17 protein-coding genes are annotated in these 23,855 nt (G+C 75.9%); 7 read left to right on the forward strand and 10 right to left on the reverse strand.

What is annotated here, in order from left to right; all coding sequences use genetic code 11:
• Nucleotides 1–189 precede the first annotated feature (189 nt).
• A complete protein-coding gene (locus tag ACH5AR_RS24340) occupies nucleotides 190–651 on the reverse strand; it encodes a hypothetical protein (protein WP_396303598.1) in 462 nt (153 codons plus the stop codon).
• A 221-nt stretch (nucleotides 652–872) separates the two neighbouring features.
• On the opposite strand from ACH5AR_RS24340, the gene ACH5AR_RS24345 reads away from it, so the two are divergent.
• On the forward strand, nucleotides 873–1,595 hold the full coding sequence (locus ACH5AR_RS24345; RefSeq protein ID WP_396303599.1) for a polysaccharide deacetylase family protein: 723 nt from the start codon (nucleotides 873–875) through the stop codon (nucleotides 1,593–1,595).
• A 68-nt stretch (nucleotides 1,596–1,663) separates the two neighbouring features.
• On the opposite strand, the gene ACH5AR_RS24350 is transcribed toward ACH5AR_RS24345, so the two are convergent.
• Both ACH5AR_RS24350 and ACH5AR_RS24355 read right to left on the reverse strand, forming a co-directional pair.
• Entirely contained in the window at nucleotides 1,664–2,857 is a 1,194-nt protein-coding gene (locus ACH5AR_RS24350) for a glycoside hydrolase family 3 N-terminal domain-containing protein (protein ID WP_396303600.1), read from the reverse strand.
• Between the two features lie 34 nt (nucleotides 2,858–2,891).
• Entirely contained in the window at nucleotides 2,892–4,478 is a 1,587-nt protein-coding gene (locus ACH5AR_RS24355; protein WP_396303601.1) for a PLP-dependent aminotransferase family protein, read from the reverse strand.
• Nucleotides 4,479–4,507: 29 nt separating this feature from the next.
• Between ACH5AR_RS24355 and ACH5AR_RS24360 the strand changes: the two genes are divergently transcribed.
• Nucleotides 4,508–5,362, forward strand: coding sequence for a methyltransferase domain-containing protein (locus ACH5AR_RS24360; protein WP_396303602.1), 855 nt, complete (start codon nucleotides 4,508–4,510; stop codon nucleotides 5,360–5,362).
• Between the two features lie 1,066 nt (nucleotides 5,363–6,428).
• Nucleotides 6,429–7,766, forward strand: a complete 1,338-nt coding sequence (locus tag ACH5AR_RS24365; protein ID WP_396303603.1) for an alpha/beta hydrolase — start codon at nucleotides 6,429–6,431, stop codon at nucleotides 7,764–7,766.
• Nucleotides 7,767–7,833: 67 nt separating this feature from the next.
• Here the strand turns inward: ACH5AR_RS24365 and ACH5AR_RS24370 are convergent, their stop codons facing one another.
• Nucleotides 7,834–8,142 carry a hypothetical protein gene (locus tag ACH5AR_RS24370; RefSeq protein ID WP_396303604.1) on the reverse strand — a complete coding sequence of 103 codons (309 nt, stop codon included), beginning with the start codon at nucleotides 8,140–8,142 and terminating at the stop codon, nucleotides 7,834–7,836.
• A gap of 18 nt (nucleotides 8,143–8,160) precedes the next feature.
• The gene (locus ACH5AR_RS24375; protein ID WP_396303605.1) at nucleotides 8,161–8,583 is read right to left on the reverse strand and encodes a hypothetical protein; all 423 of its coding nucleotides are present in this window, start codon (nucleotides 8,581–8,583) and stop codon (nucleotides 8,161–8,163) included.
• Nucleotides 8,584–9,118: 535 nt separating this feature from the next.
• Between ACH5AR_RS24375 and ACH5AR_RS24380 the strand changes: the two genes are divergently transcribed.
• Nucleotides 9,119–10,558: a lytic murein transglycosylase gene (locus tag ACH5AR_RS24380; RefSeq protein WP_396303606.1), complete on the forward strand. Its 1,440-nt coding sequence runs from the start codon at nucleotides 9,119–9,121 to the stop codon at nucleotides 10,556–10,558.
• Between the two features lie 669 nt (nucleotides 10,559–11,227).
• On the opposite strand, the gene ACH5AR_RS24385 is transcribed toward ACH5AR_RS24380, so the two are convergent.
• Nucleotides 11,228–11,815 (reverse strand): TerD family protein, encoded by a 588-nt coding sequence (locus ACH5AR_RS24385; RefSeq protein ID WP_396303607.1) that lies wholly within the window; start codon nucleotides 11,813–11,815, stop codon nucleotides 11,228–11,230.
• Nucleotides 11,816–12,192: 377 nt separating this feature from the next.
• Between ACH5AR_RS24385 and ACH5AR_RS24390 the strand changes: the two genes are divergently transcribed.
• Nucleotides 12,193–14,595, forward strand: coding sequence for a hypothetical protein (locus ACH5AR_RS24390; RefSeq protein WP_396303608.1), 2,403 nt, complete (start codon nucleotides 12,193–12,195; stop codon nucleotides 14,593–14,595).
• Nucleotides 14,596–15,740: 1,145 nt separating this feature from the next.
• Here the strand turns inward: ACH5AR_RS24390 and ACH5AR_RS24395 are convergent.
• The gene (locus tag ACH5AR_RS24395) at nucleotides 15,741–16,397 is read right to left on the reverse strand and encodes a class I SAM-dependent methyltransferase (protein WP_396303609.1); all 657 of its coding nucleotides are present in this window, start codon (nucleotides 16,395–16,397) and stop codon (nucleotides 15,741–15,743) included.
• A gap of 284 nt (nucleotides 16,398–16,681) precedes the next feature.
• Here ACH5AR_RS24395 and ACH5AR_RS24400 point away from each other — a divergent pair, with 284 nt between their 5' ends.
• Entirely contained in the window at nucleotides 16,682–19,042 is a 2,361-nt protein-coding gene (locus ACH5AR_RS24400; protein WP_396303610.1) for a glycosyl hydrolase family 18 protein, read from the forward strand.
• A gap of 90 nt (nucleotides 19,043–19,132) precedes the next feature.
• Here the strand turns inward: ACH5AR_RS24400 and ACH5AR_RS24405 are convergent, their stop codons facing one another.
• Together ACH5AR_RS24405 and ACH5AR_RS24410 are read right to left on the reverse strand one after the other, a co-directional pair.
• Nucleotides 19,133–19,897 carry a hypothetical protein gene (locus tag ACH5AR_RS24405; protein WP_396303611.1) on the reverse strand — a complete coding sequence of 255 codons (765 nt, stop codon included), beginning with the start codon at nucleotides 19,895–19,897 and terminating at the stop codon, nucleotides 19,133–19,135.
• A gap of 67 nt (nucleotides 19,898–19,964) precedes the next feature.
• Complete coding sequence (locus ACH5AR_RS24410) at nucleotides 19,965–20,108, reverse strand: hypothetical protein (RefSeq protein WP_396303612.1); 144 nt, start codon at nucleotides 20,106–20,108, stop codon at nucleotides 19,965–19,967.
• 313 nt (nucleotides 20,109–20,421) lie between these two features.
• On the opposite strand from ACH5AR_RS24410, the gene ACH5AR_RS24415 reads away from it, so the two are divergent.
• Complete coding sequence (locus ACH5AR_RS24415; protein WP_396303613.1) at nucleotides 20,422–20,805, forward strand: hypothetical protein; 384 nt, start codon at nucleotides 20,422–20,424, stop codon at nucleotides 20,803–20,805.
• Between the two features lie 935 nt (nucleotides 20,806–21,740).
• On the opposite strand, the gene ACH5AR_RS24420 is transcribed toward ACH5AR_RS24415, so the two are convergent.
• Complete coding sequence (locus tag ACH5AR_RS24420) at nucleotides 21,741–23,147, reverse strand: family 2B encapsulin nanocompartment shell protein (RefSeq protein WP_396303614.1); 1,407 nt, start codon at nucleotides 23,145–23,147, stop codon at nucleotides 21,741–21,743.
• Nucleotides 23,148–23,855: the final 708 nt, after the last annotated feature.

Raw genomic sequence — 23,855 nt, forward strand, 5'->3', positions numbered from 1 at the left:
GGTATCGGTGCCGCGGCCGGTAGGCATCATCGCGACGGATGAAGATTTCTTCAAATCGTCACCGTGCGTCGCCGCTCGGCGACCGTCGGCCGGACGGGCTCGCGCGGCGGCGCGGCCGGGCGGGGACACGCCGGAGCCGAGCCCGGGAGGCTGCGGACTCCCGGGCTCGGCGGTGCTGATGGCGAGACGTCAGCAGACCACCGGCACCTCGGCGGTGGCGGGGACCTGGCCGCTCCAGAACCCCTCGACGTCGAAGGAGACGTGCACGGTGGAACCGCACGCCACCGTGGCCGTGATGCCGTCGACCCGCACGGTGGACACCTGGAACACGGTGCGGCCGCTCACGGTGCCGAGCGGGGCCCCGCCGGTCACGTCGGCGGAGAGGTGGGTCACCAGCTCCCTGGGCGCCGGCGGCCACGGGGTGCCCGGCGACGGCGGGCCGGCCAGGCCGACCTTCCCGTAGACCGCGACGCTGTCGCCCGTCACGTCGGCGCAGGCGTAGGTGGCCAGGCCCGCCTGGAGGCTGTACGAGCCGCAGGTCGTGACGGTGCCGGCGGCCGTGGCCGGAGCCACGGCGAAGGCGGGGACGGGGGCCGAGAGCAGGGCGGCGGCACCGACGGCGCCGGCGGCGATCCGGGTGATCCGGTTCACGGGTTCCTCCTGGACGGGGAAGGACGGGCTGAGACAGGTGGCGTTGCACATATGACATTGCATAGGCCCACGACAGAAACTCTGCCATGCGATTCCTAAGCGTCAGCCCGGTTTGACCCATGGAAATGAGGGCTCGACCGAAACCGAGCCTTAGATGGCGCAATCACTCTCGAATGGCCCAACATCCGCACCCAGCCGGGCAACGCCCGCGTTGAGCCCGGGTGAACCGCATCCGAACCACTGCGACGGTCCTCGTCCTCCTCGCCCTGCTCGCCCTGTCGGCCGCCGGCCCGCCCCCGCCCTCGCTCCTGGGCGCCGAGGTCCGCCGCCTGCCGACCGAGGAGCGGGTCCTCGCCCTCACCTTCAACGCCGCCTGGAACGAGACCGGGCTGGACGCCGTCCTCGCCGTGCTGCGCGACCGTCGCGCCCCCGCCACCTTCTTCCCCACCGGGGACTTCGCCGACCGCCACCCGCGGGCCGTCCACGCGATCGCCGCCGCCGGCCACGGGCTCGGCAACCACTCCTACAGCCACCCCGACTTCTCCGACCTCACCGCCGACCGCGTCCGCGCGGAGGTGCGCCGGGCCGACACGGCGATCCGCCGCGCCTCCGGCGCCGAACCGCTGCCGTTCTTCCGCTTCCCGTACAGCGCGACCACCCCGCAGGGGATCGCCACCGTCAACCGGCTCGGCTACGCGGACCTCGAGTTCACCGCCGACACCAACGGCTACCTGGGCCCCGGGCACGGCATGACGGCGGACCGCGCCGTCGAGCGCGCCCTCGCCGCGCTCACGCCGGGCACCGTGCTCCAACTGCACGTCGGCGCCTCGCAGGAGAGCGGGCCGGACACCTGCCTCGACGCCGAGGCGCTGCCCCGCATCATCGACGGCGCCCGTGCCCGCGGCTACCGCGTCATCGACCTGCGCACCGTGCTCGACGGGTGACCGGCCGTGGCCGCGGCCCGCGCGCCGGTCGGCCGGGCCCACCGGACGGGCCGGGCCGGGCGGCGGGCTCAGCCCAGCGAGCCGCGCAGGGCGTCGACCCTGGCCACCGCCTCGGTGAAGGCGTGCCGGTCCAGGCGGCCGTCGTCCAGGGCCTCCGCCAGCGCCTCGGCGGCCTCCTCGCCCTGCCGGGGGTCGCGGGCGGAGCAGAGCAGCAGGTCTATCCCGGCCGCGGCGGCCGCCAGCGCGCGGTCGCCCGCGCCGCCGTACGGGGCGAGCGCCTCGGCCTCCATGGCATCGGTGACGGTCACGCCGCCGAAGCCGAGCCGGCCCCGCAGCTCGCCCTGGATGATGGCGGGCGAGAACCCGGCCGGGCGCTCCGGGTCCAGGGCCGGATAGACGGCCCAGGAGGCCATCACCAGCCGCACGCCCGCCGCGATGGCCGCCCGGTACGGGGCCTCGCCGCGGGTGCGGAGCTGCGCCAGCGGGACGTTCAGGGTGACGGGGCGCTCGTCGGTGTTCGCGCCCAGCGGCGCGGCGCCGAGGCCGGGGAAGTGCTTGGCCGTCGCGGCCACCCCGAGGCCCTGCTGGGCACTGAGGAACGCGCTGCCCAGCTCCGCCACCGCGGCCGGGTCCTGGCCGTAGGAGCGCTCGTAGTGGTCGATGAAGTTGTCCGGCTTGTCGTAGACGTCGAGCACCGGGGCGAGGTTGAGGTTCAGCCCGGCGTCCGCCAGCGTGCGGGCGGCGCCGGCCCCGGACTCCGCCGCGGCGGCCGGCGGGTCCGCCGCCAACCCGACGCGCCGGGCGGACAGTTCGGGCGCACCGGGCAGCCGGCGGACCTTGCCGCCCTCCTGGTCGGTCATCAGCAGCAGCGGGCGCGGGTGCGGGGCCTCGGCCGCCGCCTGCTTCATCTCGCCCACCGCCCGGGCGAGCTGGTCCGGACTGGTGACGTTCTCCCCGAACAGGATCACCCCGGCGGCCCGGCCCTCCCGGATCGCCTGGAGCACCCCGGCCGGCGGCGTCGGGCCGGGGTAGGACAGCACGATCCGCCGCCCGGCGAGCACCCGGGAGTCCTCCCGCTCCTGGCCGGCCATCCCCGTGGTCCTCTCCTCCGCCGCACCCGCAGCACCCAGGACGCCCGAGACGCTCGAAGCGCCCGGTCCGCCGTCCGGGCGCCCCGGCGAGCCGAGCTGCACCGGGCCGAGCGCGGCCCCCATGACGGCGAGCACCACCCCGCACTGGGCGACACTTCGGATCGCGGTCATCACGCCTCCCGGACCGGTATTTGACTTCGGCATGTCAACGTACCCCGCGGGCCGACGGCACACTCCCCTTCGCGCCGGATTCATCCGATGCCCCGACGACCCGACCTCCGTCCGGCCCAGGCCCGACGGCGGCCGGCGTCGGCCGGCGGACCAGCCGGCCCAGCACCGCCAGGCCCTCGGCGATCTCGGACACCGAGCCCGCCGCATAGCCGAGGACGAGGCCGGGCGGGTACGGGAGCCGGGCGTGCCAGGACAGCGGCTGGACCTTGACGCCCTCCGCCAGAGCGGCGGCGGCCAGCTCGGTGTCGCTGCGGACGGCCCCCTCCGGGAGGGTCAGCATCAGGTGCAGTCCCGCCGCCGCGCCGTGCACGGTCGCCCCCGGCAGGTGGGTGCGGATGGCGGTGATCATCGCGTCCCGGCGGCGGCGGTGGCGGCGGCGCAGCAGCCGCAGGTGGCGGTCGAGCTCGCCGGACTCCATCAGCCGGGCCAGGACCAGCTGGGGCAGCACCGGGCTGCCGAGGTCGGCGAAGCGCTTGGCCTCCAGGACGGCGTCCCGCAGCCGGGCCGGGACGAGAAGCCAGCCGGTGCGCAGCGCGGGCGCGAGCAGTTTGGAGACGCTGCCCGCGTAGCAGACCCGCTCCGGCAGGGCGGCCCGCAGGGCCGGGACGGGCGGGCGGTCGTAGCGGTGCTCGGCGTCGTAGTCGTCCTCGATGACCAGGCCGCCCTCCCCCGCCCAGCGCAACAGCTCGCGGCGCCGGTCGCCGCCGAGGACGACGCCGGTCGGGTACTGGTGGGCGGGGGTGAGCAGGACGGCCGGGGCGCCGGTGGCGCGCAGCGCGTCGACCCGGACGCCCTCGGCGTCGACCGGGACGGGCGGGGTGGCGGCGATCCAGTGGGCGAGGTGCTGCCGGGCGCCGACCGAGCCCGGGTCCTCCACAGCGACCTCGTCGATGCCGGCCCGCCCGAGGGCGCGACCGAGCAGGGCGAGCGCCTGGGCCGTGCCGGCCACGACCAGCACCTCGTCCGGGTCGGCGCGCAGGCCCCGGTTGCGGGCCAGCCAGTGGGCGACGGCCCGGCGCAGGGCGGGGGTGCCGCGCACGTCGCCGTAGCCGAGGTCGGCGGCGGCGAGGCCGTCCAGCACGGCCCGTTCGGCGCGCAGCCAGGCGGCGCGGGGGAAGGCCGCGAGGTCGGGCACGCCCGGGGTGAGGTCGATCCGGGCGGGGGCGGCGCGGAGCAGCTCGAAGACCTCGGGGTGGGGGTCGTCCCGGAACAGCGCGGGCGCCGGGCCGGGCGGTGCCGGTACGGGGGCCTCCTGCGTCGCGGCGGCGGCCGCGACGACCACCGTGCCGCCCCGGCCGCGGCCGACGACCTGCCCCTCCTCGGCGAGGCGCCGGTAGGCGTCGGTCACCACCCCGCGGGAGACGCCGAGCTCGGCCGCCAGCACCCGGCTGGCGGGCAGCCGCGAGCCGGCCGGCAGGCGCCCGTCGGCGACGGCCCCGCGCAGCCGGCGGGCCAGCCACTCGGTGAGGCCGCCGGGCGGGGCGTCGGCGGTGTCGAGCTGGAGGAAGTCGGCGCCGGCGTCTTTGGACCGGTCGGATGCCTCGGCTTTGGACCTGTTCACCGGACCATAGTGGCGGCGAGGGTGGGTCCATGACCACGGAAACGACGGCGACCGCGCGAGCGGCGGCGCCGGAGCAGGGCCCCGACTACGTCCACGGCTACTCGCGGACCGAGGCCCGGCGCCTCGGCGACCAGGCGGACACCCTCGCCGCACTGCTGCACACCGGCACCGCCTACCCGCCGGGCAGCCGAGTGCTGGAGGCGGGCTGCGGGGTCGGTGCGCAGACCGTCCACCTGCTGGCCGCCAGCCCCGGCGTACGGCTGACGGCGGCCGACCTGTCGGCCGACTCGCTGGACCGGGCCCGTGCCAGGGTCGCCGCGCAGGCGCCCGGCGCGGACGTCACCTGGCACCACGGCGACCTGCACCGGCTGCCGTTCCCGGACGGCTCCTTCGACCACGTCTTCCTGTGCTTCGTCCTGGAGCACCTGCCCGACCCGGCCGCCGGGCTGGCGGCGCTGCGCCGGGTGCTGCGGCCGGGCGGGACGATCACGGTGATCGAGGGCGACCACGGCTCGGCGTTCTTCCACCCGGACAGCCCGGCGGCCCGCCGGACGATCGACCACCTGGTCCGGCTCCAGGCCCGGACGGGCGGGGACGGCCTGCTCGGCCGGCGCCTGCACCCGCTGCTGACGGCGGCCGGCTTCGGCCGGGTGACGGTCGAGCCGCGCACGGTCTACGCCGACGGCTCCCGGCCGGCCCTGGTGGAGGGCTTCACCCGGCGGACCTTCGTCGCCATGGTCGAGGCCGTCCGGGCGGAGGCGCTGGCCGCCGGGCTGTCCACCCCGGAGGAGTTCGACGGGGGCCTCGCGGAGCTGCGCCGCGCGGCCGGACCGGGCGGGACGTTCCACTACACCTTCTTCAAGGCGGTGGCGGTCCGGCCGTAGGGCGCGTCTGCCCGGCCGGCTCACCCGCCCCGGCCGGGAGGTGCCCCGCCCCGGGGCCGCGCCCGGCCCGGGGCCGCTGCCCGGCGGTCGCGGGGGGGGGGGGGGGGGGGGGGGGGGGTAGGGCCGCCGGCCCCCCCGGGCGCCGCCCCGGCGCCCGGGCCCCGCCGCCCGAGGGGCCGCGCCCCCCGCGGGGGCGCGCCGGCCGCCCCCCCCCGCCCCGGGGGCCCCGCCCGGCCCCCCCCCGGGGGGGGTGGGGGGGGGGGGGCCCCCCCCCCCCCCCCCGACCGGGCCGGGAACGCGGGCCCGGAGCCGGGGCAGCCGATGTCCCCGGCCCCGGAGCTGCTCCGGCCTGCGGCCGGCAGTTCGACCCCCACCGAGCCACCGCCCGGGGCTCCGAGGCGACGAGCCGGGCCCGGCCGCGCCGGTGGAACGGGGCGAGCGCACCGGCTGCTGCCGCACGGCCGTCGGCGACGCCGAGGTGCACCGCACACCACCCCGCGGACCACACGGGGGTGACCGACCGTCGGCGGGCCCACCGCCCGGACGAGGTGCAGCCAGCACCACCCCGAAGACGGCAGCAGGGGTGATCGACCGTCGGACCGGGCCCGGACAGGATCTTTCCCGTGACCGACACCGCAGCCCAGCACCCCGCAGCCCCGCACACCCCGGCCGCCCCTCCCCGCGCCCGGCGCACCCGCCGCGGCGCCCTGGCCCTCGCCGCCGTCGCCGCCGTCCTGCCGGCCGGGCTCGCGGGGGCCCCCCCCCCCGGGGGCCCCCCCCCCCGGGGCCCCGGGCCCCCCCCCCCCGCGCCCCCCCCCCCCCCCCCCCGCCCCCGGGGCCGGCCGCCCCGCGCCCCGCCCCGCCCCGCCCCGGGCCCCCCGCCCGGGGCGCCGGGCCCCGGCGGGCGGCCGCCGCGGGGGGGGGGGGGGGGGGGGGGGCCCCCCCCCCCGGGGCCCCCGCCACCGGCCGGGCCCCGGGCGACGCCGCCCCGGCGCCCGCCCGCTACACCCACCAGATCCTGGACTGGCGGCCCTGCGCCCGGCAGCCCGCGCTCGACTGCGCGGCCATGACCGCCCCGCGCGACTGGCACCACCCCGGCGCCGGGGCCGACCTGACCATCGCCGTCTCCCGGCACCGCGCCACCGACCCGGCCAAGCGCAGGGGCACCCTGCTGATGGCGGCCGGCGGCCCCGGCGGCTCCGGCCTGGTGCGCCCGGCCAACCTGGCCGCCGGCGCCCCGGCGGTCGCCGCCGCGTACGACATCGTCGGCTTCGACCAGCGCGGGGTCGGCGAGAGCACCCGGGCCGTCTGCCAGACGCGCGAGGAGTTCCGGGAGTTCCTGGCCGGCGACTACCGCGACCAGTCCCCCGCCGCGATCGACCGCGTCATCGCCAACTCCGAGAAACTGGCCGCCAGTTGCCAGGAGCGCAGCGGGGACCTGCTCCCGTACCTGACCACCGAGCAGACCGCCCGCGACATCGACCTGTTCCGCGGCCTGCTCGGCGAGCGCAGGATCAGCTACTTCGGCCCGTCCTACGCCTCGATGGTCGGCGCCTACTACGGGACGCTCTTCCCGCACCGGGTGGAACGGATGGTGCTGGACAGCAACGTCGGCTTCGACGGCACCTGGGAGGCGTTCGAGCTGGGCCAGCCGGCCAGCTTCCAGCGCAGCTTCGACGAGGAGTTCCTGCCCTGGCTCGCGGCCCGGGACGCCACCTACCACTGGGGCGCCACGCCGGAGCAGGTGCGGGCGCACTGGGAGCGGCGGCGGGCCGCCCTGCACGACGCGCCCGTCGTCGAGGGCACGGTGACGATCGGCCCGAACCAGCTGGACAACGTCGCCATCTCGGCGCTCTACCGGGCCGCCAACTACCCCGACCTGGCCCGGCTGCTGGTCACCCTGGACGACTGGCAGGGCGCCGACCCGGCCACCCGCGCGGCAGCGGCGAAGGCCTTCGACAGCTACCTCAGCCCGGAGTTCCTCGCCGAGTACTTCTCGGTGACCTGCAACGACACCCCGTGGACCAGGGACCTGGACACCTGGGTCGGGCGCAGTGCCGAGAACACCGCCCGCTTCCCTCTCGTCGGCGCCCGGACGCTCGCCTTCTCCGCGGTCTGCGCCGCCTGGCCGGTGGCCCCGGCGCCCCGGGTCACGGTGACCGGCGCGCACCTGCCGACCACCCTGATGCTCAACTCGGTCCACGACCCGGTGACCTCCTACGAGGCGGCGCTCGGCGCCCACCGCGCGCTGCGCGGCTCCCGGCTGGTCACCGTCACCGGGAACGGCGACCACGGCCAGTACCCCACCTCCGACGCCTGCGTCAGCGGGGTGGTGGAGCGCTACCTGCTGGAGGACACCGCCCCCGAGCACGACCTCACCTGCCCGCCCCCGCAGGCCGGCTGACCCACCAGGCCACCGGGCCGGTACGCCACCGGGCCGATACGCCGGCGGGCCGCCGGCCCGGCCCCGGTCAGCCCCGGCGCCACGCCCCCAGCCTGGCCCGGAACCAGGCGAGGCCGACGGCCAGCCCGGCGAAGCCCCCGACGGCGAGCTTGATCCCGGCCTTGGCGACGAGCCAGCCGACCCACGGGATGCCCCACCCGAGCCAGTGGAACACCGCCAGCAGGACCGCGGCGCCGCAGGCCGCCGCGAGCACGGTGGCCGCGACGGCGGCGGCCCGCGAGAGCTCCCGCGGGCCGTCGGGGCGCTCCCCCGCGACCGTGCCGTCCGGGTCCGCGCTCGGATCCTGCGCCATCTCGTTCGTACCCCCATCGACCATGGGGGCGATGATATGCCGTCAGCGGCACGCGTGGTGGGTGTCGCCGAGGTGCTCCCCGGTCTCGCCGTCGGGGAAGCTGACGGCCATCGTGACGCGGTACTCGTGGACGTCCTCGCGGTGCCCCGGCACCCGCGCCCAGGCCAGCGAGTGCACCTCGGCCTCGGGGGCCTGCCGGCACCACGCGGCGGCCTCCTCCAGTGCGGCGGCGGCCGAACGCCCGGTGCAGACCACGGCGGTGTACGCGGCGACCGCGACGTCCCCGCCGGAGCGGCGGGTGCGCGACACCGCCCGGACGGCCGCGGCGGCCTGGGTCAGGTCACGGGCCAGGTCGTCGACCACCCGGGGGGGAGCCGGCAGGACGACCGCTCCCTCGGTGAGGGTCTCCGGCAGGTTCGGGCTCACGGTCTGGACCTCCATCCGCATCATCACGCGCCACAGCATGCCGGGCGGTGCTTCCTGGCATGCCCATTTTCACCAGAACGTCACCCGTCCAGGGCCGAGTCGGGGCCGTCCCCTGGCGCCCGGCCGCCCGTCCTGGTAGAGGGCGCCGTGCCCGTCCTGCGGCGTTCCGGCAGGTCAGGGGGACGGGGGGCGGGCGGCGCCGGGGGGCCCGAAGCGCCCGGCCCGCACCACCCCCGTGCCCCGGACCGCCGGTCCGGCGCCCGGAAGCGCCCGTCCCACCGCCGTTGGTTCCCCGGTCAACTTTCCGTACCGGAACGGCAGTTGCCCACGGGCCGCGGCGGGGAGACGGTACGCGGCGCGGCCCCGGGACGGCGCGGCGCCCGGCCGCACCCCCGCTGAGGTGCAGCGTTTACCCCTCGGAGGGCCCCGGTCCGCCCCCCGGCCACCCTGTCCCTGTCAGATCGTCGTGATACTAATCGTCCCGGCAGCGGGCCCCGCCCTCGACCGGGCGGGGACGATGACGGCAGCTCAACCGTTCCGGGAGGGTCCGGACGGCGACGGGGAGGGGTAGCGGATGACGGTGCGGATCGGCAAGGCCGGGGGCGGGCGGAAGGTCCGGATCGGCAAGCGGGTCACGGGGACGGCGGCGGCCTTCGCGGCGCTGGCCGCGCTGACCGGCTCTCAGGTGACGGGCCTCGGGCTCGCCCCGGTCGCGGCCGCCGACGCCGGCCAGGCGGCCGGCGCCGACGGCCAGGACGCCGGCCGCTCGCTGCCGGGAGCCGGTGCCTCCACGGAGTTCCCCGGCACCTTCGGCACCGGCGTGCCGGCCGACGGCGGCGGCACCGTCCTGCTGCCCCAGCCGCCCGGCACGCTGCCCGGCCTGTCCTCGGCCGGGCCCTTCGCGGCCACCGGCCCCGCGCTGCCCGCCACCGTGCTCGCCGCCTACCGCCAGGCCGAGGCCTCGCTGGCGCAGCGCTCGCCGGGCTGCCACCTGCCCTGGCAGCTGCTCGCCGCGATCGGCCAGGTCGAGTCCGGCCAGGCCAACGGCGGCCGGGTGGACGCCGCGGGGACGACGCTGACGCCGATCCTCGGCCCGGCCCTGGACGGCAACGGCTTCGCCGCGATACCCGACACCGACGGCGGCCGCTACGACGGCGACTCCCGCTGGGACCGCGCCGTCGGCCCGATGCAGTTCATCCCCTCCACCTGGGCCGCCTGGGGCGTGGACGCCAACGGCGACGGCAAGGCCGACCCGAACAACGTCTTCGACGCCGCCGAGGCGGCCGGCCGATACCTGTGCGCGGGCGGGCGCGACCTCGCCGACCCGGCGCAGCTCGACCGGGCGGTGCTCAGCTACAACAACTCGGGCGAGTACCTGCGGACGGTGCGCAACTGGATGGCGCACTACGGCAGCGGCACGGTGACGACCGTCCCGAACCGGCCCGGCTCCCCGGTGCCGCCCTCCCCGCTGCCCACGCCGTACCTGCCGGGCCTGCCGGGCCTGCCGGGCCTGCCGGGCCTGCCCACCGGCGGTCCGGGCGCGGGCACCGGCACCACGCCCGGCACGGAGCCGCAGCCGACCGTCCCGGTCACACCCGCCCCGGAGCAGTCGCCGAGCGCCCAGCCGTCGCCGAGCCCGAGCGCCACCGTCGCACCCACGCCCGGCGGTTCGACCTCGCCCACGGCGACGCCGACGACCACCCCGAGCGGCGGCGCCTCCCCGACGGCCACGCCGACCGGCACGCCCACGACCACCCCGACCGGCACGCCGACCGGCACCCCGACGGGCACGCCCACCGCCTGCCCGGACCCGACGGCCACGCCCACCGGGTCGCCGTCCGGCGCGCCCACCCCGACGGGGTCCCCGTCCCCGGCCGCCACGCCGACCGGCAGCCCGACGGCGACGCCCCTGCCGGGCTGCCCCACCCCGGACCCGACCGCGACGCAGACCCCGAGCGGCGCTCCCGCCACCCCCAGCGCCGCGTTCTCGCCGTCGGCCGCCCCGACGAAGTGAGCCGGGGGGCGCGGTTCCCGCACCGGGGACCGCGCCCCGGCCCCCCGGCCGGCGCGGGCCCGTGCCTCCCGCTCCCCGGCCGCGCGGTGCTCGCGCCGGCGGACCGGCGTCCCGTGTCGCTCGTCGACCATGAACTCGAAGAAGGCCGCGCTCTCCGCCGGCCGCTCCCCGCCGCGGAGCCCGTCCCGACGGTGGCCTCGCCTCGCGCAGCACCCGGACCCAGCGCAGCAGGTTCTCGTCGCGCCGGGGCAGCGACTCGAACCAGGCGTCGTCGAGCACCCGGTAGCGGTCCCGCCGGGAGCCGGGCTCGCGCTCCCTGGCGACGAGACCGACCCGGACCAGGTCCCGCATCGCCCCGAAGACGGCGGCCGGGCTGATCCTCAGCCGTTCGGAGAGCTCCGCGGAGGCGAGCACCCCGCTCTCCCCCGCCATCAGGCAGGAGAAGACCCGGGACGGCATCCGGCACCCGGGGCCCCTGCTCGACCTCCCCGCGGGCCTGGCGGCGCTCTCCCCGTACGACCGGGTGCCCCGGCTCCGGGCGGCCGCGACGGACTGGACGCCGCTGGCCGCGCTCTGCCCGGTCGCGGCGGCCCTGGTCGCCCTGGTCCCGGCCGGGTTCCGGCGCCGTGACGTCGGCTGACGCCCGGTGCCGGAACCGGCGCGCGGCGGTCAGAGGTGCTTGACCAGCTCCGGCATCAGGTCCTGGAAGGTCCGCCCGCTGGCCGGCTGGCCGATCGCGGTCATCTGCCAGCCCGTCGCCGTGCGCTGCACCTTGGCCATGACCTGGGCGGTGTACGGGCCGCCGCCGGTGAGCGTGTAGCGGGCCAGCTCGACGCCGGTGGTCTCGTCCACGAGCCGGCAGAAGGCCGCCTCGACCTCCTGGAAGGTCTGCCCGGTGAAGGAGTTGACGGTGAAGACGATCTGGTCGACCTCGGCGGCCACCGCGGTCAGGTCGACCGTGATCGACTCGTCGTCGGTCGCGTCGCCCGCGCCGCCGACCAGGTTGTCCCCGCTGTGCCGGACGGAGCCGTCGTTGCTGTTGAGGTGCTGGAAGAAGACCACGTCCACCGGCCGCCCCTGGGCGAACAGCACCGCCGAGGCGTCCAGGTCGATCTCCCGCCCGGCGGCGAGCAGCTTGGCCAGGAAGCCCTTGCGCTCCGCCGCCTTCCAGCCGAGGCCCATCCGGACCAGGCTCAGCTGCCCACCGCCCGGCTTCTCCAGGCTGATCTTCTGCCCCTTGGCCAGCGAAACGCTCACCGCGTCCTCCTCGTTCTGCCACCGCCCGTGCCGCGAATCTACAGCACTGTAGAGAATTTGTGATCATCGACGGCGCTCTGCGGTCCCCCTACCCCGAACTCCCCCGGCCCTCACCCCGACGACGGTCCGCACCCTGGGGGAACGGGCGGTCCGACGTCTGGCGTAGCCGTGGGGCGTGAACGGACGACCGGGGCGGCGCACGGTCTAGGGTCGGCTCCGGGACGGCGCCCGGCGGCGACGGCACGCCGTCCGCGGACCCGTCACGGCGCGCCCGACCCGCCTCGCCCGCGACCCGCAGTGCCCGCGACTCGCCGTGCTCACGACCGTTCCCGGGCCCGGCCGACCGGCGCCGGCCCGCTCACGCTGGGGGGACCACCATGCCCGAGCAGCACGAAGGACCCGAGCAGCACGAAGGAACCGCACCGCACGAAGGACCCGAGCAGCACGAAGGAACCGCACCGCACGCGACGCCGCGGCGCCCCGGGGGCTCCCGGCTCGGCCGGCGCGGACTGCTCCGGGCCGGCCTCGGCGCCGGCGGCGCACTGGCCACCGTCCGGCTGCTGCCCGGCGGCGCGGCCTGGGCCGCCCCGGCCCCGGACACCGACTTCGGCTCGGCGACGTACGACGGCCTCTGCCCCCGGCTCGCCGCGCCGCGCCCCGCCACCACCGCACCGGCCTGGCCGGACTGGGCCCGCTACGCCCGGATCGCCGACGGCACCTTCAACGAGCCCGCCGACATGCAGGGCACCGTGGACGCCCTCAAGGCGCAGGAGGTCAGCGTCATCGAGCTGGACACCCTGCTCTCCGACTGGCTCACCGACGCCCAGTTCGCCGCCCACATGGCCGAGGTGAAGCAGTTCACCGGCCTGGCCCACGCGGCCGGCCTCAAGGTCGTCATGTACTACCCGTCGCTGGAGCTGATCTCCCCCGGCGGCGAGAAGGGCCGCTCCTTCTACAAGAACGACCAGGGCAAGAACTGGGTGCAGCGCGACCTCGCCGGCAAGCCGAACGTCTTCTACGGCAGCGTGGTGGTCTGGGTCGACCCGGGCGACGAGAGCGTCTGGCTCAGCCCCGACTCGCCCTGGCGGGACTACTACCTCAAGCGGGTCAAGGGCGTGGCCGCGACCGGTGTCGACGGCATCTGGCCGGACGTGCCGATCTACTTCGACGGCGTGCTCTCCTGGTGCGACGCCTCCAGCTGGGGCGCCGCCGCGTTCAAGGCCGACACCGGCCTGGACCTGCCCAAGGCCGCGAACTACGCCGACCCGGTCTTCCGCCGCTACGTCGAGTGGCGCCACCGCAACCTGCTCCGGTTCCAGCTGGACATCGCCGAGGCGGGCCGCTCCGTCAACCCCGACCTGGTCACCTTCGTCGAGACCGTGTCGATGGACTACCGCTACGCCACCTCGATCGGCCTGGACGGCGGCTACCTGCGCCAGGCCCCCGGCGCCGTCAGCCAGGTCTGGGAGGTGGACATCCTCGGCAACTACGACGGGATGCGGCACGCCACCGCCTCGGACTGGGTCTGTCTGATCTCCATGTACAAGTACGCCCGCGCCGCCAGCGGCACCAAGCCCGCCTGGGCGTTCTCCTACGGCTGGCAGGCCGACGACGCCTCGCTGGTGATGTCCCAGCTGATCGCGGCCGGCTGCAACCCGTACGAGGTGAAGACGCCGTTCAAGAACGACACCGTGGACGCCGCGATGCGCACCCGGATGTACCGCTTCGTGCGCGTCAACCAGGCGAAGCTCTACGACCCGGCCCCCATCGCGCAGGTCGGCGTCTACCACTCGGCGCCCTCCCGGGACTACGTGGCCCCGGGCGAGGGCAACGGGATGTACGTCAACGCCACGGCGCCGGCCGGGGTCACCGACTGGTGGGGCGGCGACGACCCCCAGATGAGCTGCGCCTCGCTGCCCTGGCTCGGCGAGTTCCGGGGCACCGTCAAGGCGCTGGTCTACGCCCACGTGCCCTTCGACACGGTGCCCAGCCCCGGCCTGACCGCCGACGACCTCGCCCGGTTCAAGGTCCTGCTGCTGCCCAACCTCCAGGCGGTCTCGGACACCGAGGCGTCGCTGCTGCGCGCCTTCGTCTCGGCCGGGGGCACCATCGTGATCACCGGCCCGGCCCCCACCGCACTGGACGAACTGGGCGGCCGACGCGACGAGTTCGCGCTCTCCGACGTCCTCGGCCTGCGCCGGGCCGACCCGCTGCCCGCCACCCGGAAGAACGCCTTCGGCAGCGGCACCTGCTGGTACGTCAAGGCGCTGCCCGGGCTGAGCTACCTCACCAGGACCGACCAGGCCTCGGCGGACCAACTGCTCGCCGCCGTCCGGGAGTCCGCCCCGCCGGCCGTCACCCTGGCCGGAGACCGCCGGATCTTCCTGGACGCCCGGCGGCTCGGCGCCGACACCGTCGTCCACCTGGTGAACTTCACCAACTTCGGCGACTCCCCCGCGGCGTTCCGCAGCACCTCCACCAACTGCACGCTCTCCTACGCGCTCCCGGACGGGGCGGGCGTCACCGCCGTCACGGTCGCGAGCCCGGACGGCACCGACCCGGCTCCCAGGGCCGTGCCGTACACCGTCACCGGCGCGACGGTCAGCGTGCCGCTGACCGTCGCCCAGTACTCGGTGGTGACGATCACCGTCGGTCAAGGCCCGCTGCGGCCGGACGGCGCCGGGATGCGCCACAGGGCGGCGGGGTTGGCCTCGCCGCCCGGGGCGGACTCGAAGGCGATCCACTGCCCGTCCGGAGACCAGCTGGGCGCGCCGTCGTAGGCGGTGTCGTCCCTCGTCACCCGGACGGGAGGGCCGCCGGCCGCGTCCACCACGAAGACCTGGGCGTTCGGCAGGCCGCCCAGGGTGGAGGAGAAGACCAGGAAGCGGCCGTCCGGCGACCAGCTCGGGTCGGTGTGCTCCCCCGGCGCGTCGACGACCTTCCGCAGCCCGCCGCCGTCCGCGTCCACCGTCCACAGCGACCAGTCCTCGCGGCCCGCGCTCCGCCGCTGGAAGACGATCCGGTCGCCCGTCGGGGACCAGTTCGGCTGCCGGTTGTCGGTCCCGGTGCTGCGGCCGTCGACCAGCAGGACGGGCGCGCCGCCGCTGCGGCGGACCTTCCAGAGCGCGCCCTGCTCGGCGGCGTCGTCCTGCCCGGCGGCGTCGCCCCGCCCGGCGGCGCGCTCCGGCTCCGGGCTCCGCTGGAAGACGATCCACTCGCCGTCCGGGGAGAAGCTCGGCTCGCTGTAGCCGCTGCCGTCGGCGTGCCTGGTGACCCGCTCGGGGGCGCCGTCCGGCCGCATCAGCCAGACCTCGTCGTGCTCGGACTCCCGGTCGGTGGCGAAGGCGAAGGCACCGACGGCTGCGTTCCAGCTGCTGCCGGGCAGGTTGACGGCCGCCTTGTCGGGATCCTCCACCACGGTGCGCGGCGCCCCGCCGTCCAACGGCAGGATGCCGAGGGCGGCCGCGCCCCGGTTGTAGCCCCCGCTGAACTCGGTCAGCAGCACCGAGCGGCCGTCGGGGGCGAAGGCCGGGTTCTGCGCACTGCGGCCGCCGCCGGCCCGGTAGAGCAGCCGGGCGCCGTCGGCCCGGCGCTCGGTGCCGCCCGCCGTCGGGCCCCCGGCGGCGGGGTCACCGGCGGCGGGGTCACCGGCGGCGAGGTCACCGGTCGCCGGCGCACCCGTCGCGGGCGCACCGGTCGTCGGCCCGCCGGTCGGCCCGGGGCCGGCCCGGTCGGCGGCACCGGAGCCGGGATCCCGTCCGCCGCACCCGGCCAGCAGCAGCGCGGCGGCCACCAGGGCCGCCGGAAGCGTGCGAGTCCTCATGCCCCACACGGTAGTTGACGAGTCGTCAACTACCGTACATCGCACGGTGGATCGGCCGCCGCCGGACGGCCGGGGGCGCCGGGTGGCGGCCCGGCCGGCCCGCTACCCGGCGCCGCGCTCCAGCCGCACCAGCGCGTCCACCGCGACCCTGGCGGCCCCGCCTCCGCCCTCGCCGTCGGCGCCCCTGTGGCCCGGCTCGCCGCCGACCGTCCGGTGCACCCGCTCGGCCCGGACGGTGCGCAGCCCCCGGTCGGCGAGGTCGGCCAGGACGTCCTCCGGGGTGAAGAGCACGGCCGGATCCTGCGGACCGCCGACGCCCTCGGTGAGGTTGCTCAGGTCGTGCCCGACGACCAGCAGGGTGCCGCCGGGGCTGAGTGCGTCGGCCGCGCGGCGCAGCGCGGCCCGGCGGTCGGCGGCGGAGAGCTGGAGGTAGGCGACCAGGACGAGGTCGTAGCCGGCGGCGGGGGCCTCGAAGGCGCGGGCGTCGCCGTGGCGCCAGGTGAGCCGGTCGGCGACTGCGTCGGGCAGGTCGGCGGTGAGCCGCTCGGCGCGCTCCAGGGCGACGGCGGAGAAGTCGAGGCCGGTGACCTCCCAGCCCTGGGCGGCCAGCCAGATGGCGTTGCGGCCCTCGCCGGCGGCCAGGTCCAGCGCATGGCCGGGGGTGCGTCCGGCCAGTTCGCGGACCACCCACTGGTTGGGCGCGGCGCCCCACACCAGCTCGCTCGCGGCGTAGCGGTCGTCCCAGTCCTGGCTGTCCATCGCGCCTCCTCCGTTCGACGGGCCTGCTCGTACCGGCCAACCTACCCGGCCGCCGCCGGCCCGGCAGGGAACCGTCCGGCGGGCGGACACCCTTGACGGCGAATATTGGTCCAGTCCAATCTGTTCACTCGTGACGTGCACGGGTCGGCCGCCCGCCGGGTCCGCGCACCGCTCGTCCGCAGGCACCACCAGCCCGCGCGCCCCCACCGCGCCCGGGCCGGCTCCCTCGGCCCACCCGGGCCACCGCACCGCCGGAACCCCCACACATCCGGAGGACCCACCGCATGCACGACCGTGTCCTGCCCGCACGGCCCGCTCACCCCACCGGGGAGCGCGCCGGCCGCCGGGCCGCCCAGCGCAGAAGGGCCACCGCGCTGGCCCTGGCCGCCACCCTGACCACCAGCGGCGCCGCCCTCGCCCTGACCTTCGGCTCCGCCTCCGCCGCCCCGGTCAACCTGCTGGCCAACGGCGGCTTCGAGACCGGCACCCTGGCCGGCTGGACCTGCTCCAACGGGTCCGTCGTCACCACCCCGGTGCACGGCGGGAGCCGCGCGCTCAGCGGCGCCGCCTCGGCCTCGGACGCCGCGCAGTGCCAGCAGACCGTCACCGTCCAGCCGAACACCACGTACACCCTGGCGGGCTGGGTCCAGGGCAGCTACGTCTACCTGGGCGCCACCGGCACCGGCGTCAACTCCTCGGTCTGGACCCCGGGGGCGACCGGCTGGAACCAGCTGAGCACCACCTTCACCACCGGCGCCACCACGACCTCCGTCACGGTCTTCACCCACGGCTGGTACGGCACCGGCACCTACTACGCCGACGACCTCACGCTGACCGGCCCGGCCGGGCCGACCTCCACCGCCAGCCCGACGGCGACCGCCAGCCCCAGCCCCACCGGCACCCCGACGGCCACCGCGAGCCCGACCGCGAGCGGCAGCCCCACCGCCACCGGCACCCCGACGGCCACCGGCAGCCCGTCCGGCACGCCCACGACCACCACCCCGACCCCGACGGCCACCGCGACCGGCCCGGCCGGGGACGGCAAGGTCACCACCCCGACCGGCTTCGCGGTCACCCGGACGACGTCCAACGCGGTGGTCCTCACCTGGCAGCCCTCCACCCTCACCAGCGGGGACGGCCCGATCGCCTACAAGGTGTGGTCCAACGGCCAGTTGGTCGCCACCTCGATGGGCACCTCCGTCGCGGTCAGCTCGCTGCTCCCGGGCCGGAGCTACACCTTCAGCGTCCAGGGGTACTCCGGCAGCCACGCCTCCGCCCAGTCCGCGCCGGTGAGCACCACGACCGCGGCCGCGCCCGCCCAGCAGCCGATCCGCTCGGCCTACTTCGACCAGTGGGGCGTCTACGAGAACGCGTACAACGCGAAGAACGTCGACACCAGCGGCGCGGCGGCCAAGCTGGACGTCGTCCACTACGCGTTCGCCAACATCGACCCCACCAGGTTCACCTGCTTCCAGGCCGTCAAGGCTTCCGACTCGGCCAACGAGTCCAACCCGAACGCCGGTGACGGCGCGGGCGACGCCTACGCCGACTACCAGGCCGACTACAGCGGCGCCACCAGCGTGGACGGCAGCAGCGACACCTGGGAGCAGCCGCTCAAGGGCAACTTCAACCAGCTGCGCCAGCTGAAGGCCAAGTACCCGAACCTGCGGTTCACCATCTCGATCGGCGGCTGGACGTACTCCAAGTACTTCTCGGACGCCGCGGCCACCGACTCCTCCCGCAAGGCCTTCGTCTCCTCCTGCGTCGACATGTTCCTCAAGGGGAACCTGCCGACCGGCGTGGCCGGTGACGCCTCCGGCGGCCCCGCCTCGGCCGCGGGCCTCTTCGACGGCGTGGACCTCGACTGGGAGTACCCGGGCTCGGCCGGCGGCCACACCGGCAACCACTACTCCGCGGCCGACAAGCAGAACTTCACCCTGCTGCTCAAGGAGTTCCGCACCCAGCTGGACGCCCTCGGCGCCGCCCAGGGCAAGCGCTACCTGCTGACCGCCGCACTGCCCAGCGGCCAGGACAAGATCGCCCAGCTGGAGACCGACAAGATCGGCGCCTACCTGGACTTCGCCGACGTGATGTCCTACGACATGCACGGGGCCTGGGACGCCACGGGCCCGACGAACCACCAGGACCCGCTGCACGACAGCCCGGCCGACCCGACCACGCCGATCACCCCGGGCACCCGCAAGTACAACGTGGACACCACCCTCGCCGCGTACACCACCGGCCTGCCCGAGTACGGCGTCCCCGGCGGCTTCCCGGCGAACAAGATCGTGCTGGGCATCCCGTTCTACTGGCGCGGCTGGACGGGCGTCCCGGCCGGCTCCGACTTCGGCCTCTACCAGAGCGCGACCGGCCCGACGGCGAAGAAGCCGCTGAGCCAGGAGGCCGGCCTGGCCGCCTGGAAGGAGCTCAACCCGACGGCGGCGCAGACCCACTGGGACCCGGTCACCGAGAGCAGCTGGGTCTACGACGGCACCAACTTCTGGACCGGTGACACCCCGCAGGCCGTCCAGGCGCGCGGGGCCTACGCCAAGAGCAAGGGCCTGGCCGGGCTGTTCGCCTTCTCCCTGGAGAACGACGACGCCTCCGCCACCATGCTCAACGCGATGGACAGCAGCCTTCGCTGACCGCCCACCGGCTACGGTCGGCGGCCCGCGCGGACACTCCGCGCGGGCCGTCCGCCGTTCCGGGAGCGCTCCGCGCCCCCGTCGGCCCGCTCAGCCGAAGAGCGAGGGGAAGAGGTCCTCGAACGGCTGGGTGGTCACCGAGACGCTCCGCGCGAACGGGTTGTCGAAGTCCCAGATCATGAACAGCGCGAAGGCGATCAGCACGCTGAAGCAGAGGGCCAGGATCAGCTCCCTGGGCGTGTTCCGGATCTGGAGCGCGAACAGCATGCCGATGGTCACCACCGCACCGCCGATCAGCCCGAACCAGACCACGCCCGGCATCGTCGGACCGGCGTTCTGCCCGCGCGAGTTCCGGGCCTCGGAGGCCTGCCCGATCAGGTCGTTCATCGACTGGTAGGCCCCCGACTCCACGTCGGAGGCGGGCGGGCGGGTGGCGACGTCGGTCTGGAGCTTCCGCAGCAGCTGGTCGCCCTTGTCGGTGATCCCGCCGTTCTCCTGCATGTAGCTCCACTCGGTGTTCACCACGTACGAGACGTAGGCGTCCACGTCGGCCCGGACCTGGTCCCGGAACTCCGCCGGGTAGATCACCGCGCGGTCGCTCACCTGGCGCAGCGACTGCGCCTCGTTGAACAGGTCGCCCTGGGCGGCACCGCGCGCCTCCCAGACACCCGCGATGGCGAGACCGAGGACGATCGCGTAGACCACCCCGATCATCATGGTGATGTACTCGATGACGTCCGGGGTCTCGTCAGTGCTCTCCTCGACGCCCATTCGACGGCGCCTCAGCAGCAGGATCACCACCACCACGGCGACGGCCGACGCCATGGCGACGGTCAACGCCACCCACTCGGACATGGGAACTCCCTTCTCTGGCAGGACTTGTGACAGGACGACCGGGCCCGCGGACCGGCCGGGAACCGCGTCAGGAGCGGCCCGACCGGCCGCCGCCCCGGCCCCTGCCCGGGCGCAGGGCCACTGCGGCGACCACGCCGGGAACCATGATCACCAGCAGCACGGTGATCGTCGGGGTCCCGTGGTGGGTCGGCGGGGAGAGCGCGGGCTTCACCCCCCGGGGGTGGAAGGTCGGCCGCGCGGACGGGGTCGGCCAGAGCGGGCTCGGTCGCGCCGAGCTCGGTGAGGCGGCGGGGCTCGGGGTCACCGGGTTGACGACGGCCGGGCTGGGGGCCGGCGGCGTGGGGACGGAAACCGCCGGCGTGGGGGCCGGCGGCGTGGGGGCCGGGGCGGCCGGTACCGGCACCACCGGTACGGGTGCCGCCGGGGCTGGGGCCGGCGGGGCCGGGGCCGGCGGGGCTGGGGCCGGGGCTGGCGGGGCCGGGGCCGGGGCTGGCGGGGCTGGGGCCGGTGGCACCGGCGCGGGCGTGGGTGCGGGCGCTGCCGGGGAGGCCGGGGGCGCGGGCGACGCGGGCGAGGGGGTGGGAGCCGGTGTCGGGCTGGCCGGCGACGGGGACGGCGACGGCGTGGGGGTCGGGCTCGGGGTCACCGTCGGGCTCGGGCTCGGGCTGGGGCTGGGGCTCGGGCTCGGGCTCGGCGACGGCGACGGGGTGGCCGTCGGGGTCGGAGTGGGGGTCAGCGTCGGTGTGGGCGTGGGTGTGGGCGTCGGTGTGGGGCTCGGCGTGCGGGTGGGCGACGGGGAGGGGCTCGGCGTGCGGGTGGGCGACGGGGAGGGACTCGGGCTGGGGCTCGGCGACGGGGAGGGGCTCGGCGACGGGCTCGGACTCGGGCTCGGGCACGGGTGGTGGTGATGGTGGTGATGGTGCCAGCCGTGGTCACCGTGCCCGTCGCCGCCGTGACCGTCGTCGCCGTCCTGGTACCCGTCGTCCTCGGACCCGTCGTGGTCATGGCCCGGGCCCCCCTGCCCGGCGGCGGCCTGCGCCCCGGTCGGCCGAGCGGACGCGCTCCGCAACCCCTCCGGCCGCGAGGGCGCGGGAAGGGCGGACAACGAGAAGGACGGCAGCGAGAAGGACGGCAGGGGGTCGTGGGGCGAGGGCAGCGAGGGCGAGGGGAAGTGCGGCGCGGTGGGCCTGGGCCCGGTCGGGCGGGATGTCGTCGTCGGAGTGGGCTTCGGCGTGGGCTCGTGGGGATGGCAGGGGTGGTGCCAGTGCGGGGGCCTGGACCAGTGCTGCCCCGGCCCGGCGCCCGGTGTGACGCCGGCCTGGACGTCCACGTCCACGTCCACGCCGACGCTCACCTGCCCGCTCGGCCGGACCGACATCGACATGCCGGTCTCACTGCACACGCAGATGTCCACCGCCGGCTCGGGCGGGTGCCAGCCGGGCTTCCCGGCTCCGGACGCGCTCGCGCCGGCGGCCAGCGCGCAGAGGGCGACCACACCGGCCGCCGCACCGGCCAGCCGCACCCGCCGCCCGGGCGCCGCGCCCCCGCCGTGACCGGGCGGTATCCGGCGGATCTGCCGAAGCTGGGGCATGGGCTCCACACACCTCTCGGACCGTCCGGAGAGGACGGATCGGGCTCGGGCCGACCGGCCGCTGGGAAATGAGCAGCATGGATGAACAGTCGAATCCGGTCGCTCTCCCGACGGAAACTCCATCGAGTGCGACCGGAAATGATCAGATGCGGTCAGGCGGACGGCCCGCCATCGAGGGGGCGGGCCGTCCGTCTTCAGGTCAAACGATCATCGAGCCGACCGGTTACGGCCCCTGCTCGCCGTTCCACCCGCTCAGCCGCGGCGGTGCGCGATCTCCACGTTCTCCAGCACGCCGACCGCGTCCGGCACCAGGATGGCGGCCGAGTAGTAGGCGCTGACCAGGTACGAGATGATCGCCTTCTCGTCGATGCCCATGAAACGGACCGACAGCGACGGCTGGTACTCGTCCGGGATGCCGGTCTGGTGCAGGCCGATGACGCCCTGGTTGTCCTCGCCGACCCGGATCACCAGGATCGAGCTGGTGTTCTCCTTGGTGATCGGGATCTTGTTGCACGGCAGGATCGGCACCCCGCGCCAGGCCGGCACCTGCTGCCCGCCGAGGTCGACGTGGGTGGGGTACAGCCCGCGGGCGTTGAACTCCCGGCCGATCGCGGCGATGGTCCGCGGGTGGGCGAGCAGGTAGTCGGGGTCGCGGCGGCGGTTGAGCAGCTCGTCCAGGTCGTCCGGGGTGGGCGGGCCGGAGTGGGTCTGGATGCGCTGGTCGAAGTCGGCGTTGTTGAGCAGGCCGAACTCCGGGTTGTTGACGATCTCGTGCTCCTGGCGCTCGCGCAGGGCCTCGATGGTCAGCCGCAGCTGGTGCTCGGTCTGGTTCATCGGCTGGTTGTACAGGTCGGCGACGCGGGTGTGGACCTTGAGGACGGTCTGCGCGACGCTCAGCTCGTACTCGCGCGGCTTCAGCTCGTAGTCCACGAAGGCGCCGGGCAGCTCGTACTCCCCGTGGTGACCGGCCGACATGGCGATCTCGGCCTCGCCGCGCTCGTTCTGCGCCTGGAGCGGCAGGGCCAGGAAGCCCCGGAGGTGCTCCTGGAGGCCGGGCGCGTTGTCCCGGACGGCGGCGAAGTCCGCCCGGCTCAGCGTCAGCGCGACGCCGGAGGTGGCGGTCTTGGCCGTGAACTCCCAGACGGCGTCCGGGTTCAGCAGCGCGTCGTCGCCGAAGCGGTCGCCGTCGCCCGCCACGCCGACCACGGTGTCGTCGCCGTACTTGCCGGTGCCGATCTTGTTGATCTTTCCGTGCGCGATCAGGAAGATCCTGTCGGCGGCCTCGCCCTGGGTGGTGAGCACCTCGCCGGGGCCGAAGTCCCGCTGCTGGCAGCGGTCGGCCAGCGCGGTGAGGACCTCCTCGTCCTCGTAACCGCGCAGCAGCGCCAGTTCGCCCAGCTCGGCCGGGATCACCCGGACCTGGGAGCCGGTCTTGATGAACTCCACCACCCCGTTGCCGACGGCGTAGGTGAGCCGGCGGTTGACGCGGTAGGCGCCACCGGCCGCCTGGACCCAGGGGAGCACCTTGAGCAGCCAGCGGGAGGTGATCTCCTGCATCTGCGGTGCGGACTTGGTCGTGGTGGCAAGGTTCCGGGCAGCAGCCGTCGCAAGGCTCTGCTGCTTGGCCTGCACTGCCTCCGGGCTCGTGTCCACGGTCATCGGCAGGGCTCTCCATTCCTGTGATCGGTTCACGCGTACAGGGGCACACCGGCCCGCCCTGACGCATGCCATGACGGATCATCAGATCCGTTTATCGGTGGGGGCGTTGGCGATTGACGCGAAAGGCGACCACCGTCTCCCGGCGGCCCATCCGGAACCCTAGATCATCGGGGCCCGACGGAGCCCGCAGAGCGGCTGACTACCCCCCGATAGGGTGAATCTCTCCTATCGCACCCCCGCGGCCCCATCAACTCCGGGAACATCCGTTCGCCCCTGCGGCCCCCGTGTCACCAACGGCTTCCCCGCCCCGGCCGGGGCGCCATGGGACGGCCCGGGGGCACCCCGGCGTCAATCCGGCGCACCCCTGCGGCGTGGCGGCGGCACGGCGCGGACGGCCGCCGGGCATGCCGACGGCCCGTCAGGTGCCGGCACGGGGGAAGCCGGCACCTGACGGGTGACTGGGGGGGTGCGCAGTGGGGGTCTGCGACGGGGAGGAGCCGCCCCGGGGCGGTGCGCGCGGGGCGCGGGTGCCGGCGGGCGGGCCGTCGGCCCGGCCGGGGCCGACGGTCAGGCGGGTCGGGCGAATCCGACCGGTCAGGCGGGGCGGCGGGTCAGAAAGTGTTGGGTAAGTGATCAACTCCGTGGCGTGATGCACCGGCGGTGATCTTCGCGATCGGGGCATCCGAGAAGATCACTGTCATGTGTGTC

It is taken from the genome of Kitasatospora sp. NPDC018619 (assembly GCF_044391605.1).
GTDB lineage: Bacteria > Actinomycetota > Actinomycetes > Streptomycetales > Streptomycetaceae > Kitasatospora.

Bases quoted from the DNA above. Each gene is read 5' to 3' on its own strand.
- ACH5AR_RS24350 (WP_396303600.1), bottom strand. From the start codon at position 2,857: ATGACCGCGATCCGAAGTGTCGCCCAGTGCGGGGTGGTGCTCGCCGTC.
- ACH5AR_RS24360 (WP_396303602.1), top strand. From the start codon at position 4,508: ATGACCACGGAAACGACGGCGACCGCGCGAGCGGCGGCGCCGGAGCAG.
- ACH5AR_RS24365 (WP_396303603.1), top strand. From the start codon at position 6,429: ATGACCGCCCCGCGCGACTGGCACCACCCCGGCGCCGGGGCCGACCTG.
- ACH5AR_RS24370 (WP_396303604.1), bottom strand. From the start codon at position 8,142: ATGGTCGATGGGGGTACGAACGAGATGGCGCAGGATCCGAGCGCGGAC.
- ACH5AR_RS24375 (WP_396303605.1), bottom strand. From the start codon at position 8,583: ATGCTGTGGCGCGTGATGATGCGGATGGAGGTCCAGACCGTGAGCCCG.
- ACH5AR_RS24380 (WP_396303606.1), top strand. From the start codon at position 9,119: ATGACGGTGCGGATCGGCAAGGCCGGGGGCGGGCGGAAGGTCCGGATC.
- ACH5AR_RS24390 (WP_396303608.1), top strand. From the start codon at position 12,193: ATGCCCGAGCAGCACGAAGGACCCGAGCAGCACGAAGGAACCGCACCG.
- ACH5AR_RS24395 (WP_396303609.1), bottom strand. From the start codon at position 16,397: ATGGACAGCCAGGACTGGGACGACCGCTACGCCGCGAGCGAGCTGGTG.
- ACH5AR_RS24400 (WP_396303610.1), top strand. From the start codon at position 16,682: ATGCACGACCGTGTCCTGCCCGCACGGCCCGCTCACCCCACCGGGGAG.
- ACH5AR_RS24405 (WP_396303611.1), bottom strand. From the start codon at position 19,897: ATGTCCGAGTGGGTGGCGTTGACCGTCGCCATGGCGTCGGCCGTCGCC.
- ACH5AR_RS24420 (WP_396303614.1), bottom strand. From the start codon at position 23,147: ATGACCGTGGACACGAGCCCGGAGGCAGTGCAGGCCAAGCAGCAGAGC.